General features: G+C 61.1%; 13 protein-coding genes. 8 read left to right on the top strand and 5 right to left on the bottom strand.

From position 1 onward, the window contains the following. Positions 1 to 141: 141 nt before the first annotated feature. Entirely contained in the window at positions 142 to 1,554 is a 1,413-nt protein-coding gene (sthA, locus tag KTR60_RS22620) for a Si-specific NAD(P)(+) transhydrogenase (RefSeq protein WP_065351323.1), read from the bottom strand. Positions 1,555 to 2,024: 470 nt separating this feature from the next. Here sthA and KTR60_RS22625 point away from each other — a divergent pair, with 470 nt between their 5' ends. From KTR60_RS22625 to KTR60_RS22650, 6 genes are all read left to right on the top strand, one after another. After that, positions 2,025 to 3,539, top strand: coding sequence for a condensation domain-containing protein (locus KTR60_RS22625; RefSeq protein WP_065351324.1), 1,515 nt, complete (start codon positions 2,025 to 2,027; stop codon positions 3,537 to 3,539). Then, entirely contained in the window at positions 3,472 to 4,938 is a 1,467-nt protein-coding gene (locus KTR60_RS22630; RefSeq protein WP_065351325.1) for a condensation domain-containing protein, read from the top strand. The genes KTR60_RS22625 and KTR60_RS22630 overlap by 68 nt, the downstream gene beginning before the upstream one ends. After that, positions 4,938 to 6,320 carry a condensation domain-containing protein gene (locus tag KTR60_RS22635; protein ID WP_064687631.1) on the top strand — a complete coding sequence of 461 codons (1,383 nt, stop codon included), beginning with the start codon at positions 4,938 to 4,940 and terminating at the stop codon, positions 6,318 to 6,320. The genes KTR60_RS22630 and KTR60_RS22635 overlap by 1 nt, the downstream gene beginning before the upstream one ends. A 78-nt stretch (positions 6,321 to 6,398) precedes the next feature. After that, positions 6,399 to 6,860 (top strand): MarR family winged helix-turn-helix transcriptional regulator, encoded by a 462-nt coding sequence (locus KTR60_RS22640; protein WP_042451335.1) that lies wholly within the window; start codon positions 6,399 to 6,401, stop codon positions 6,858 to 6,860. Continuing rightward, complete coding sequence (locus KTR60_RS22645) at positions 6,857 to 7,285, top strand: organic hydroperoxide resistance protein (RefSeq protein ID WP_003939720.1); 429 nt, start codon at positions 6,857 to 6,859, stop codon at positions 7,283 to 7,285. The genes KTR60_RS22640 and KTR60_RS22645 overlap by 4 nt, the downstream gene beginning before the upstream one ends. Then, positions 7,282 to 8,289, top strand: coding sequence for an NADP-dependent oxidoreductase (locus tag KTR60_RS22650; RefSeq protein ID WP_065351327.1), 1,008 nt, complete (start codon positions 7,282 to 7,284; stop codon positions 8,287 to 8,289). Before KTR60_RS22645 ends, KTR60_RS22650 begins: the two co-directional genes overlap by 4 nt. 78 nt (positions 8,290 to 8,367) lie before the next feature. Here KTR60_RS22650 and KTR60_RS22655 read toward each other — a convergent pair whose 3' ends face one another. From KTR60_RS22655 to KTR60_RS22665, 3 genes are all read right to left on the bottom strand, one after another. Next, complete coding sequence (locus tag KTR60_RS22655; protein ID WP_065351328.1) at positions 8,368 to 9,243, bottom strand: oxidoreductase; 876 nt, start codon at positions 9,241 to 9,243, stop codon at positions 8,368 to 8,370. Positions 9,244 to 9,293: 50 nt separating this feature from the next. Continuing rightward, positions 9,294 to 10,247, bottom strand: coding sequence for a membrane protein insertase YidC (gene yidC / locus KTR60_RS22660; RefSeq protein ID WP_065351329.1), 954 nt, complete (start codon positions 10,245 to 10,247; stop codon positions 9,294 to 9,296). Positions 10,248 to 10,359: 112 nt separating this feature from the next. Then, entirely contained in the window at positions 10,360 to 10,665 is a 306-nt protein-coding gene (locus KTR60_RS22665) for a DUF6412 domain-containing protein (RefSeq protein WP_029256089.1), read from the bottom strand. A gap of 391 nt (positions 10,666 to 11,056) precedes the next feature. On the opposite strand from KTR60_RS22665, the gene KTR60_RS22670 reads away from it, so the two are divergent. Together KTR60_RS22670 and KTR60_RS22675 are read left to right on the top strand one after the other, a co-directional pair. Continuing rightward, a complete protein-coding gene (locus KTR60_RS22670) occupies positions 11,057 to 11,596 on the top strand; it encodes a C40 family peptidase (protein WP_065351330.1) in 540 nt (179 codons plus the stop codon). Positions 11,597 to 11,786: 190 nt separating this feature from the next. After that, on the top strand, positions 11,787 to 12,023 hold the full coding sequence (locus tag KTR60_RS22675; RefSeq protein ID WP_007733940.1) for a hypothetical protein: 237 nt from the start codon (positions 11,787 to 11,789) through the stop codon (positions 12,021 to 12,023). On the opposite strand, the gene KTR60_RS22680 is transcribed toward KTR60_RS22675, so the two are convergent. Beyond that, a complete protein-coding gene (locus tag KTR60_RS22680) occupies positions 11,998 to 14,355 on the bottom strand; it encodes an ATP-binding protein (protein ID WP_007733939.1) in 2,358 nt (785 codons plus the stop codon). The genes KTR60_RS22675 and KTR60_RS22680 overlap by 26 nt on opposite strands. Between the last annotated feature and the right edge of the window lie 48 nt (positions 14,356 to 14,403).

Genomic DNA, 14,403 nt, shown 5'->3' on the forward strand with positions numbered 1-14,403 from the left:
CACGAAGTTCCTGGGCAATGGTCATGGAGATAGACCCTGCCTTATTTCCCCAGGCCTGACATCACCCTCAGGTATTCGAACAAGTGCTACCCGAGAAGTACACCGACCGCCCCTGACCGGTACCTGGGGACACCCCGACCCCTAGTGGAATTGCTTGAGAGCCCTGATCTTGTTCATGACGTCGAGCGCCGCCACCTTGTACGCCTCGGACAGTGTCGGATAGTTGAAGACGGCGTCGACAAGGTATTCGACGGTCCCGCCGCACCCCATCACCGCTTGGCCGATATGCACGAGATCCGTTGCACCCGAGCCGAAGATATGAACACCGAGCAGTTTCAGGTCATCCGTCGACACCAAGATCTTGAGCATCCCGTAGGTGTCGCCTGCGATCTGCCCGCGTGCGAGTTCGCGGTATCGGGAAACCCCGACCTCGTACGGCACCGATTCCTTGGTCAAATCGACCTCGGTGGCGCCCACGTACGACACCTCGGGAATCGAGTAGATGCCGATCGGCTGCAGATCCATCAGCTTCGCGCCTGGTTCGTCGAAGGCATGATAGGCCGCGAGTCGACCTTGATCCATCGACGTCGCCGCCAACGCCGGGAATCCGATGACGTCACCGACGGCGTAGATGTGTTCGACCTTGGTGCGGAAATTGTCGTCGACGTAGATACGGCCACGTTCGTCGGCTTCGAGCCCGGCGTTCTCCAGCGCGAGTGGCGCCGTGAGGCCTTGCCGTCCAGCCGAGTACATCACGGTCTCGGCTGGAATCTGCTTGCCGCTGCGCAGCGTCGTAAGCGTTCCGTTCGCTCCGACGTCGACGGCCGTCACTTCTTCACCGAATCGGAAAGTGACCGCCAGATCGCGTAGATGGAATCGAAGCGATTCGATGACCTCGGGGTCGCAGAAGTCCAGCATCGACGTCCTCTTCTCGACGACGGTGACCTTGGTGCCGAGTGCCGCGAACATCGATGCGTACTCGATACCGATCACTCCCGCGCCCACGACGACCGTGGTGGTCGGGATGGAGGTCAGATCGAGGATTCCGTCGGAGTCGAGCACCCGGTGACTGTCGAAGGACACCCCCGCCGGGCGAGCAGGCAACGTTCCGGTCGCGATCACGACGAACCTCGCCGTGATCGTCATCTTGTCTCCGCGCGAGGCGTCCTCGACGAGGATGGTGTGCTCGTCGACGAACGAGCCGACCCCTACCAACAATTCGACGCGGTTGCGCAGGAGCTGAGATCGAACGACTTCGATTTCTTTGGTGATGACATGCTGGGTTCGCGCCAGCAGGTCGGCCGGAGTGATGTTCTCCTTGACGCGGTAACTCGCGCCGTACAGTTCGCGTTGGTTCATCCCGGTGAGGTAGAGAACCGCCTCACGCAACGTCTTCGACGGAATGGTGCCGGTGTTGACGCACACTCCCCCGAGCATGTTGCCCTTCTCGACCATCGCTACCCGTTTACCCAGCTTGGCCGCCGCGATGGCAGCCTTCTGCCCACCCGGGCCGGAGCCGATCACAACCAGGTCGTATTCCATCGGATCAGTCATCGCTTACAAATACCGTCTGCATACGACCGGCAGATGCCGAGCATGTCAATACTCGGTGAACAATCCGCGCGCCGAAACGACACGACGGCAGTACACGAACCCTGTTGCAATTAAAAGAGATACAGCCGAATCCATACGAAACTTGCTACACATAAACATATTCCGACGTTTGCATGCGCACATGCTTCGTCGCCGACGGAATTCACAACGGTCTGTTGAAATTTGTTTCACCACAGAGTGATTGATCGATCAACTGACAGGTGACCAGGGCCGTAAACCGGATGTCCAGTATTCGAATTGTCCGAAATAACGAGCGGAATGTTCCTCGTCACATCCCGCACCGAAGCAGTTGCGCGGAGCCTCGGGCCGCGTTCTACTTGCCTTGACTAATCATCTGTCACTCTCGGTTACAAACATCCGCCCCGTTCACGATCCCCACCTTTCGCCATCTCGAGAGATCAGGTTTCCCAATGGAATTCACGGAACTTGCCGACTATCCCCTACCTCCAGGGGCCGTCACCGAGTGGACTCCCGCCGCGGTGAATCCGCCCGAGCTGTGGCCTGTCGACCAGCGTCCCGCCAGCTACATACACGAGGCACACTTGAAACATGCCCAGCAGGCGAAACGGCAGCTGCACCATCAGACCGACGTGTGCACTCCGTCGTGGCTGGGTACCTCGTTTCGCATCCACGACCGACTCGACCGAAGGATCTGGGCGGCCGCTCTCGATCACTGGATCGATCGCCACGAAGTGCTCCGAACACACGTCGCCGTGGAGGGCGAAACGATAGTCCGACGCACCGCGGCGTCTGGAGACGTCCGGATTCTGGGCACCGAGGTCGGACACCTTGCGTCCTCGATGTCTGTCTTCACGCATCTGCAGCAACTGCTCGACCGATCGACCGATCCACTTGTCTGGCCTGCGTATCAGTTCGCGACGATCGAAGGCCCCAACCACTTCACCGTGGTTTTTGCCGCTGATCATGCTCTGCTGGACGGATATTCGGTGGCGTTGACCGCGCACGAACTGCAGACGATCTACCGATCGTTGAGCGAGGGAAGCCCTCCCTCGCCGCCGGAGACCGGAAGCTACATCGACTTCGGCACCAAGGAACGAGATCTCGTGGGACACGCGGACCGCTCTCACCCGGCAGTGCAGACGTGGCGCGAGTTCTACGCGCAGGGCGAGGCTCCGTACTTTCCAGCGCTACCCGAACCGGTCACCGGACGCCGAGTCCCTCAGCAGAGCCTGTCTGCCTGGCTTCTGAGCGCCCGGGGAGCCGAACGCCTGGCAGAAGCGAGCAAGCGCAGCAACCAAGGATTCCTGGCCGCGATACTCGCGTGCGCGGCCAAGGTGACCGGCGATCTCACCGGTGCAGACGAATTCCGCGTCGTCGTGCCGCAACACACCCGTTCGGAGCTTCGATGGGCCGCGTCGCTGGGATGGTTCATCGGTGTTGTGCCGGTGAGGATTCCGATTGCCCCCGCCGCAACCGTGAGCGATCTGGCCAAGGTTGCCGGCACGGAGATACGGCGCGTCCGCCCCGCCGCGGCACTGCCGTATTCGAAAGTGTGCGAGCTGATCGACTCCCCGCAGCACCTGCCGTTCGTGCTCTCGTACATGGACGTTCGTCACGTTCCTGGTGCCGAGCAATGGACGAGCTGGCAGACCAGGGGCCTTCGTAGTCGAGATCATTCGGGAACCGACGTCTACATCTGGCTCACGCGGACTCCCGAAGGGCTCAATCTGGCCATACGCCACCCGGGCAACGCGCGCACGAGCCGCCACATCCATCAGTTCGCGGGACTCCTACGCCGCGAAATGGAGGACTTTGCCTTCTCGACCGACACTTTCGCACCTCCGACCAACACCGCCGTACCGATCAATACCGCTGTACCGATCGAGGAGAACTCTCATGGAAATGACACCCATCGATCTCTGGGCACCGAAAGCCGGGACGCTCACCGAGTTCAGGCCTACTGAACAATCCCTGGCGGCGGCATCCGGGGCACCACGGAGCGACCAACCGCTCTCGTTCCTACAGGAAGGACACATTCGTACCGCCGATCACAAGCGCGCACAAGGCGTCGACTGGTCACCGTGGATCGGATTCACGTTCACTCTGCCCGGTGATCTCGATCGGGAGGCACTGCGTCGGGCGGTCCAGGCGTTTGTCCTGCGGCACAACACACTGCACAGTTGGTTCGAGGTGAGATCATCCGAAGATCCCGACGGTAGCGGGGTCATCGACCGTCACGTGGTGGATGCGTCGACGATCGAACTCACGCCGCACAGCATCGGTTCTCTGAACACGACAGATGCGGTTCGCGAGCATGTGAGCCGAAGTTTCGCCGGCGATACCAGCCCATTGCAATGGCCCTCGTTCATCAGTGGCGTCGTCGAGCACGGCGCCGGCTTCACCGTCTACTACGGCGTCGATCACTCGCACACCGACGGCCTGTCGTTGATGCTGGGCGTCGAAGAACTTCGTGCGCTGTACATCGCCGAAAGCGCCGGCATCGACGCTCAACTTCCCTCTCCCGGCAGCTACGTCGAGTACAGCGGCGAGGAACGGACATCCGCGGGGAACCTCGACCTGGCCGCAGCGCCTGTGCAGCAGTGGATTTCGATTCTCGCCGCCAACGCCGGCCAACTCCCGACGTTCCCCCTCGACCTCGGTGTCGCGAGCGGCGAACAGACCCGGTCGACCCGCAAACACATCGACGTTCTCGACAGCGACGAGTCAGCCGCGTTCGCAGCGCTGTGCAAGTCCAATGGCGTCGGCTTCTCCACGGGGATCTTCGCAGCCCTCGCCCTCACCGAGATCGAAGTTGCGGATCGAGCGAACTACTTCGCGCTCAACGCAGTCGGCACTCGCTCCGATCCGAGATACCTCTATTCCCAAGGCTGGTTCATCAATCTCGTCCCGGTCTCGTTCACGCTGAGCGGTGTCACGAACTTTACCGATGCACTCCCCCTTGCCCACGCTGCTCGCGCTGCGGTGAAGGGACTCGCGGACGTGTCCATTCACTCGGTGATCGCCCAGGTGTCGAAGTTGACCGGATCCGACATCGGTGGAACCTCGGTCCCGCCGATGGTGTCGTACATCGACATGCGCCTGATTCCAGGTGCCGAGCACCATGACGAACTCGAGGCGCGGGCACTGGGTGGGCCAGGAACGACGGGTGATCTGTCGATGTGGATCAACCGGAAGGAAGACCGTACGTACGTGATGGTCAGTTTTCCGGACACCGAGCAGGCGCACACATCGGTGAATCGGTACCTACGACACCTTCGCAACGTCCTGAGAACGGTCGCTGATACCGGCGACTACCGTGTCGTGCGTCAGGCGGATGCACGTCAGGAAGTGGAGACCGCCTGATGCACATCACGTTTCTCGACAGGTTCGAGGCACGGCCGGGCCGCATTCTGCAGTGGACGCCGAGTGAAATCTCCACCGGAACGACGTATCCGGTTCCTCCGACCTCCAATCAGCAGCTGCATCTTGCCGGCAGCCGCGGCGATACGACTTGGCTCGCTGCCACTTTCGACGTTCCCGGCCCCATCGACACGGACGCACTCAAGGCCAGCTTCGAGGAATGGACGTCCCGTCACGACGCCCTGTCGTGCTCGTTCTCCCAGGCCGAAGAATCGGGTGAATCCTCGGCACTGTTCGTCGACGTCGCCGACGTCGCCGATCTGCGCCTGCGTGAGGAAACAGTGGCTGACGCGCGAACACCGGAGCAGGTGCGAGAACTCTTGGGCGAGCGCTTGGATCGATGGTGCAATCCTTTCGCGTTTCCCGCGTACTTTCTCGGTGCCATCACCCGCGAGGACCAGTCGACAGTGGTCTGCGGGTTCGACCATGCCATCTGCGACGGCTGGTCCATGAGCATCGCAATTACCGAGATCAGCACTCTGTATCGCGAATACACGCGGGCGGACCGTGATCCGATCGCGTCTGATCTCCTTCCGGAGCCCGGGAGTTTCCTCAACTACTGCTTCCGGGAATCGGCAACCGCGGATCCAGAGCCCGGCGACCACCGGATTGCGGGTTGGCGGTCCTTCCTCCGAGCATGCGGGGGTGACACTCCCCATTTTCCCGTAGATCTGGGACTGCCCGCCGGGGCGATGTCGCCCCAGGGCACAGACACCCGAATGCTCCTCGACGCCGACGAAGCAGAGTTGTTCGACCAGAACTGCGCCGATCATCGGCACTCGTCGTTCGGTGCAATTCTTGCGTCGATCGGTTTGGCCACAACACAATTGACCGGCAAGAGGGACACGCACCTACTGTTCCCTGTTCACACGCGTCGGGAACCGCGACACAACCACACCTTCGGATGGCTGGTAGCCAATGCGCCCATCACCGTGACGAGCATGGACAATCTTCACAGCACTGCCCGGGCAGTCAATCTCGCTTTCCACGAGTCACTTTCACTGTCGTCCGTCTCGTCGAGGCAGGTGTTGCGGAGCTTGGGGCCCGAGGTTTCGCCCACTCGCAGAGACATCTTCTCGGTGTCCTACGCCGACTACCGAACCATGCCCGGTGGATCTCGCCCCCGTAAATCAAAGTCCAGCGAATCACAGCCTGCGCCGATCAATCCGCAGCAACTCAGTCGCGTCTCGAACGCCGACGACGTTCAGTTCTGGTTCTCACGAACTCACGACGGATTGGCAGTGCGGACCAGGTTTCCTGCGCCCGCTGCCCGGACAGTGCACACCTTCCTCTCGCATGTCTCCGAGATCCTGTCGACGCCGTAGACGAACGGCCGCCTATCCGTAGATCTATTTGACACTTCTTTGTTGTGCACAACTTAACTGTGCGCTACAGTTGTTCTCGTGACCAACCCACTCGCCCTCGAACGCCAGGTCTGCTTCGCCCTCTATTCGGCGTCGCGGGCCACGACGGCCGCGTACCGGGCGATGCTCGACGACCTGGGAATCACGTATCCCCAGTACCTCGTCTTGTTGACACTCTGGGAACGAGACGGCCGCGGGGTGCGTGAGATCTGTGAGGCACTCGATCTCGATACCGGAACTCTCTCGCCGCTGCTCAAGAGGCTCGAGGGTCTGGGATTCATCGAGCGCCGACGCCTCACCACCGACGAGCGTCGCGTCGAGATTCACCTGACCGAGGCGGGTTCCACCCTGCGCAGCAAGGCCGAGGACATCCCAGCCAAACTCGCAGGTGCCACTGGTCTGAGCACCGACGAACTCACCGAACTTCGAGACGTTCTCACTCGTCTCGGCGAGTCGCTCCAAGCATCCAATGCCCACTCCGACGGAAAGAAGAAGTCATGAACATCGTCTACACCGCAGAAGCACTTGCCACCGGCGAAGGCCGCAACGGTCACGCTCGCACCTCGGACGGACGCCTCGATCTCGGCCTCGCCATTCCCAAGGAAATGGGTGGCAGCGGCGAAGGCACCAACCCCGAGCAGCTCTTTGCCGCCGGATACGCAGCATGCTTCCACTCCGCTCTGCAGATGGTCGCCCGTGCCGAGAAGGCCAACGTGGCTGATTCCGCAGTCGGCGCGCGGGTCGGCATCGGCCCCAACGGTGCAGGAGGCTTCGGACTCGCTGTGACGCTGGAGGTTTCACTCCCCCATCTACCCCATGATCAGGCCGTCGAGCTGACGGAGAAGGCACACCAGGTGTGCCCGTACTCCAATGCAACTCGCGGCAACATCGAGGTCACCCTCGAAGTAAGTAAGGACGACGAATGAGCACTACCACTGTCAGCCGGGAAATCCGTCTCGCTTCACGCCCGAACGGTTGGCCCACGTCGGAGAACTTCGCCACCGCCGAAGTAGAACTCCCCGAACTCGAAGACGGCCAGATCCTGGTCCGCAACATCGCCATCTCCGTCGACCCGTACATGCGCGGCCGAATGAACGACGTGAAGTCCTACCTTCCGCCGTTCCAGGTCGGTGCGCCGCTCGACGGTGGTGCTGTCGGCGAGGTCGTCGAATCCAAGTCGACTGATCGCGCCGTGGGCGACGTCGTCGTCCACGGCCTCGGATGGCGTGAATACGCCATCCTCGACGGATCCGCAGTGACTCCGGCCGACACGTCCATCGCGCCGGCGACGGCCTACCTGGGTGCCCTCGGCATGACTGGCCTCACCGCGTATGCCGGCCTCACCGCGGTTGCGGAGTTCAAGGAAGGCGATACCGTATTCGTCTCCGGCGCAGCAGGTGCCGTCGGATCGCTCGTCGGTCAGATCGCCAAGTTGCTCGGAGCGAAGCGAGTAATCGGTAGCGCCGGTTCACCGGCGAAGGTTGCCCGACTTCTCGAACTCGGATTCGATGCGGCATTCGACTATCACGACGGCCCGATCACCGAACTACTCGCCGCTGCCGCCCCTGACGGCATCGACGTGTACTTCGACAACGTCGGTGGCGAGCATCTCGAAGCCGCAATCGATGCCATGAACCAGGGTGGCCGGATTGCCCTGTGCGGAGCCATCGCTCAGTACAACACCACCGAGAAGCCCACCGCTCCCCACAACCTGGCACTGGTGATCGGCAAGCAGCTCACACTGCGCGGATTCCTCGTGGGCGGCTACCGTCACCTCGGTGGCGAATTCCGCACCCACATGGCAGGGTGGCTCGCCGACAACAAGATTCAGTGGGACGAGACCATCGTCGAAGGCCTGCAGAATGCACCGCAAGCGTTCATCGACCTGATGCGCGGCGCGAACACCGGCAAGATGGTTGTCACGCTGTAACCCGAACAACATCTAGCTCGAGCGGATATGAAGGTGGCCGCGAACTTCTCGAAGTTCGCGGCCACCTTCATATCTGAATCAAATCCCGAACGAGACTCCGGTCAACTTCTCCGACAGTGTCCACAAACCCGAGGCTGTCTTCGTATCGTGTGACTTCTTGTTCGACCCCACGACCTTCGGATACCCTCGCTGCTCGAACGGACCGTCCGGTCCGATGTAACTGCCGCCGAAGGCATCCGGCGCGGTTGCCGCCCACAGTTCGGGAAGGGCGCCCATCTCCGCGGACTGCGCGAAGATCGAATTGCCGATTCCCATCAGCTTGTCCTGGATCGACTCGGTGTGCCCCTGCAGGTTCGTCGACGCGTATCCCGGATGCGAAGCGAGCGCTTTGAGCGAAGATCCCGACGCCGCGAACCTGCGTTGAAGTTCGTACGTGAACAACAGATTGGCAAGCTTGGACTGCCCGTAGGCCAACCATCGGTTGTACTTCCGACGCTCGAAATTGAGATCGTCCAGATCGACAGTTCCGAGCTGATGCAGGGCACTGGACATCGTCACGACACGATCGGTGAGCTTGTCCTTCAGCAATCCGGTCAATGCGAAGTGTCCGAGATGGTTTGTGCCGATCTGCATTTCGAATCCGTCGACCGTCCGGCGGAACGGAACCGCCATCACGCCGGCGTTGTTCACCAGGACGTCGACCTTCTCCGTTGCGTCGGCGAAGGCTCGTACCGACGACAGATCCGAGAGGTCCAATTTGCGGACAACCGCGTTGGGCCCGATCTCGGCGGCTACGGCGTCGGCCTTCGTGGTGTCACGACAGGCGAGGACGACGTCGGCCCCGGCTTTGCCCAGCGCTCGTGCGACTACCTCACCCAGTCCGCTGTTCGCCCCCGTGACGACAAATGTGCGGCCGGTCTGATCGACTACGTCTTCTTCGGTCCATTTGGTCATGCTTTCCAGCGTACGTGCCTTACTCGCCGGTAGGGAGGGGTCGCTTTCCGTCATCGCCTGCGCTTGGCGCGGATGGGCTTGGCGCCCGGCAGCGGCGGTGCAGCCACTCTGGGCGACGGGGGCGCGGTCATTCCGGGAGTCGGCGACGATTCGGCTTCCTTCCGCTCCGCAGCGATGCGTCCGTACACAAAATGCTGTTGTCCCAGCGTCCAGCAGTTGTTACTCACGAAATACAGCAGGATCGCCACGGGCGCGAACGCACCGAAAGCGATCACCCCCACCGGAAACACCCACAATGCGAGCTTGTTCATGATCGCTGTTTGAGGGTTGACGGTTCCGGTGTCCACTTGGCGCGCGATGGATGCCCGCGATGTGAAATGTGTAGCGACGGCGGCAAATATCATCAGCGGTACCGCTACCAGAATGATGGAGATACGGCTGACGTCGCCGAATGCTTCCAGTTGTGCTGCCGGGCTCGAAATCATGGCGGACAACGGTGCGCCGAACAGTTTGGCGTCGAGAAAAGACTGCACATCCGAGGCACTGAAGAAGTAGTTGGCCGTGTTCGCGTTGTCCGCCACCGACATCGGTTCGGTCGGGCTCAGAAACGGGACGTGCGATGCCGCTCCGGTCCGATTGAACGATCGCAGGACGTGATAGAGACCAATGAACACCGGTGCCTGAACCAGCATCGGCAGACAGCCGAGCAACGGACTGTAATTATGTTCTTTCTGCAGCTTGGCCATCTCTACAGTGAGTTTCTGTCGGTCACCCGAATACTTCTTCTGCAACGCCTTGATCTGAGGTTGCAGCTTCTGCATCACCAGTTGAGTGCGGACCTGCTTGACGAAGGGTTTGAACAGCAGGGCTTTGAGCGTGAAGACGAGAAATACGACCGACAACGCCCACACGACGCCGTTGTCGGGTGATCCGGAGACCAGTGAGAAGACCTTGTGCCAGAACCAGAGGATTCCGGACACGGGGTAGTAGACAAAATCGAGCATGACGAATGAACCTCACCGAGAGGCACGCTCAGAGAGATGAGAGCGCGGGAATGGTTGTGGACGCAAGACGTCTGACCGACCTACGACGAGTTCACACCCGCCGACTGCCGATCTACAGACCGATTCCCGGAGCTCGAGGTTGCGGACGACCGGGCGCGTCCGGGCTGCTCTGCCTGCGGAAAGCACCACGCAGGCAGCGTTCGTCATCAGACGGGCCAGTGGCCGAAACCGCGCACAGTTGCAGAAGTTCGTACTTCGAGGAGGTTGCGAGCGCAGCGACCACGAAGACGGCAATCGCAGTTCCCAGCACCGCGGCGCTACCCGAGGAACCAAGCGGAGGCACTGCGAGAAGAGCGATGAACGGCAGCAGAAGCAGCAACAGTGACCGTGTCACCGTTCCTGTGCTCCGCTGTTGCATGACTGCGAGAGTACAGAACGTCTGCCGAATCCAGCCAGACGCTTGCCTCACGTACTTGTTCGCGCAGCCATTTGTGCGCAGGATCGTGGTCCATCCGACCGTGCCACTGTTGAGCGTTCGGCGCTCCCGCTGCGAATCGCCTGACCGGAGCCGGGGGGGAGGCCGGCCGCCGTGCCCTCCTTGATTCGGATCACGAAAGTCCGTCGAAGTTTTCGCGATCGATCAACAGGCCTTGCACCCACAATGCCACTCGAAACAGGTATGCACCCCGTCCAACTGACCGGTGCGAACACGTCGAGGCGCAACCAGGCTGAGTGTCGCAAGCCGAAGCCCGATCACACCCAGCTGGACACCTGCTTCGGGACGCATCGACGCAAAGGCAACACGAGAAATGTCGCACCACCGATTCACCGACCCCCGCACGAGGAAGCATGCACTCGGAAGGGCGCTTGTCGTCGGTGTTCTTTCCCTGACAACCCTTGCCGTGAGTATCGACACCGCGAACGCTCAGGCCCCCGTGCTTCGGGACTGGAACATCGCCGCAGTTTCCGTCGACACGAATCCGGCGAAGGTGTCAGCTTTCGCTTCCTCGGATACAGGCCGCGTATTGGCAGCCGCAGAGTCCAAGATCGGCACTCCGTACGTCTGGGGCGCGACCGGGCCGGACTCGTTCGACTGCTCCGGTCTCGTTCAATGGGCCTATGCACAAGCGGGCGTTTCGATTCCGCGAACCAGCTACGACCAGGCGGTTGGCGGCACTCCAGTTTCCCGGGACGATCTACAGCCGGGTGACGTGGTCCTGTACTACGGCGGGGAGCATGTGGGGATCTACGCCGGAGGCGGTGAGGTCGTTCACGCCCCGACGTCCGGGGAGTCGGTCGAGCGCGCACCCGTGGACTCGATGCCGTACTACCTCGCCCGACGTTACTGACATGAATCCCGCAAGCTCGATGAAACAGCGTGTATCGCGGCGATATTCGAATCGCTCGTCGCGAGCCGAACGATTGACACTCCCCCATTGCGCGGAATGTGATGTCATCCTCTCACCCGCGAGCGCGGTCTGCGCCCGGTGTCGTGGGGCGCGGTTGGACGTGACGCGGTGTTGCGGAGACGGCACTGTCGTGTCCTGGCGAACGGTTCACGGCGACCCCTCGACCGTTCTCGCCATCGTGGAATTGGACGAGGGGCCGTGGCTGTACACTTTCCTCACCGAATCCCCTCGCGCGGATGCGCCTGGACCGCTACGAGTGTCGTTTCAGGGGCGTGAAGAAGGTAAGCGCTACCCGGTGTTCTGCTTGTGCGGCGACGACCGTGGTGAACTGCTATCGGACGTCAACTCCGGCCTGCTGAGCCATTGACCTCACGCGAGTCACGCTCCTGCGCGGTCGAGACGTACCACGCTGCGATCTGCGCTCTGGAACTGAATCCCAGTTTTGTCAGTACGTGTTCCACGTGTCCCTGAGCGGTGCGCAGCGAGATTACCAAGTGCTCCGCAATCGCGCGATTGGTCAACCCTTGGGCAACCAGTTCCGCAACTTGCTGCTCACGAGGAGTGAGGTGAGGCCCTTCAGCCGACGACGCAGTCGTGACACTGGAGCGCTTGTCGAGCGCATATGCGACAGCTTCACCCTCGGACATCGCAAACCCGCTGCGAAACGACTTGTCGAAAGCATCGTCACCCATGGCTTTGCGAGCAGTCTCTGCAGCAGTGTCGTGATGAGCTGACAAACCCGGCAGGCCCGCCAGCCGTCCCCCGACCTTCTGCCAATACATGGCTGCCGCGCCGAGCAGAACCGCTGCATGCTTCCAATCACGTTGCGCTGCAGCAATCCACGCCAACGGCTCGATACACCACGCCGAGTTCATCGGGGCATCGAGAATTCTCAAACTTCGAGTCAAATAGTCACTTGCGGCCTCCAATTCACCTCGGAGCCAGCTCACGAGCCCGAGAGTTCCCAGCGCAAATGCCTGGAACATCATCTCGTCGGCGGGCACGGTGATCGCGAGAATCTCTTCGTTGCACTCCACAGAGCGATCAAGAGCGCCGGACAGGAAGTACGCGACTCCCAAGGTGTCCAGGCCGATCACAACATGCAGCAGATTCTTGTCGAGTCGAAACAGCGTCAACGCGGATTCCAGCTTGGCTGTAGCGGTATCGAAGTTACCTCTGAAGGTATCGACGTATCCGTCTCCCCACGTCGCCAAGCCGCGCGAGCGCACATCCGCCAAGTCGTTTGCCAGGCGCCAACTCTCGTCGACCAACTCTTCTGCCCGTTCGAGTTCCCCCTGCATCGCGTGATTCACGGCGTCGATGGCCAAGACATCCACTCGGAACGGATCCAGCTCTCGATCCTCTGCATTCAAGGCTCGATCCGTCCAGTAACGCGCCTGCACAAGTAATCCACCTGCAAGCCAGAATCTGTACAACGCACCGACCATTCGCGTTGCAGATCGCGCCTCTCCGGCAGTGGAAATCGAGTACTCCAACGCATCGTTGACGTTGCGCTGTTCACGACCGAGCCTTGCGATCCAGGCAGCTTGCCGGCCACTGATCCACTCGGCTTCCGCATGAACGACCAGTGCCTCGAACCAATCACGATGGCTTCGACGCAGAGCGGAATACTCACCGGCGGACTCCAACTTTTCATGTCCGTACTCCCGGAGTAGGTCGAGGAGGTGGTACCGAACATCCCCGTCGGTTTCCTCACGAATCAGGATGGACTTCTCGACCAACGCGGTGACGAGATCGAGCACTTCGGTCGAATTCATGTCCTGCCCACACACGCCCTCAGCGGCATCGAGATCGAACCCACCCGAGAACACCGACAACCTCCCCCACAACTGCTGTTCGGTTGGCGAGCAGAGGTCGTAACTCCAATCGATCGACAATCGCAGCGTCTGTTGACGACTCGGAACGTCGCGTCCACCCGTTGTAAGAAGTCGGTATCGATCCGAGAGCCTGTTCATGATCTGCTCAGCAGACATACCACGCAGGCGAGCTGCCGCCAGTTCGATCGGAAGTGGGAGTCCATCCAAGTCGTGACAGATATGCGCAACGGCGCGCTTGTTCTCCTCGGTGAGGGTGAAACCAGGTACGACGGAAGCCGCACGCTCGGTGAACAACGACACCGATTCGTACTGGGCAATTCCCTCGAATTCGGGCGGCTGTTGCTGCGGTGTGGTGAGTGAGGGAACGCGCATCGTCACCTCACCGCCCAGGCCCAGCGATTCGCGGCTCGTCGCCAGGATCTTGACGCCGGCACATCGCCGTAGGATCGCGCCTACGAACACAGCGACGGCATCGACCAGATGTTCACAGTTGTCGAGCACCAACAGCAGACTCCGATCGGCGCAGTAGTCGATCAATGCCTGCAGCGGGTCCGCCGACGAGACCGACCGGACACCAAGGGTCACGGCAACATGATCTTCGAGGAGATCCGAATCTGTCTGCTCCCCCAGTTCCACCAACCAGGCACCGTCTCGAAACACCCTTTGCAACGCGCCCGCAAGTCGGATCGCGAGCCGTGTCTTGCCCACGCCACCGATCCCGGTGAGTGTCAACAAACGGGACGTCTCGAACAATCTCCTGGCGTCGGCCAACTCACGCCGACGACCGACGAAACTCGTCAGCTCCAAGGGCAGGTTGCCGACAACTCGCTGGTCGGCTTCTGAGCGCACAGCGGATGCCATCGACCGACTCGCTTTCTGCCATACCACTACACAACAACGCTACCCCCA

Origin of the sequence: Rhodococcus sp. C1 (assembly GCF_020809065.1) — a bacterium.
Taxonomy (GTDB): Bacteria; Actinomycetota; Actinomycetes; order Mycobacteriales; family Mycobacteriaceae; genus Rhodococcus_F; species Rhodococcus_F qingshengii.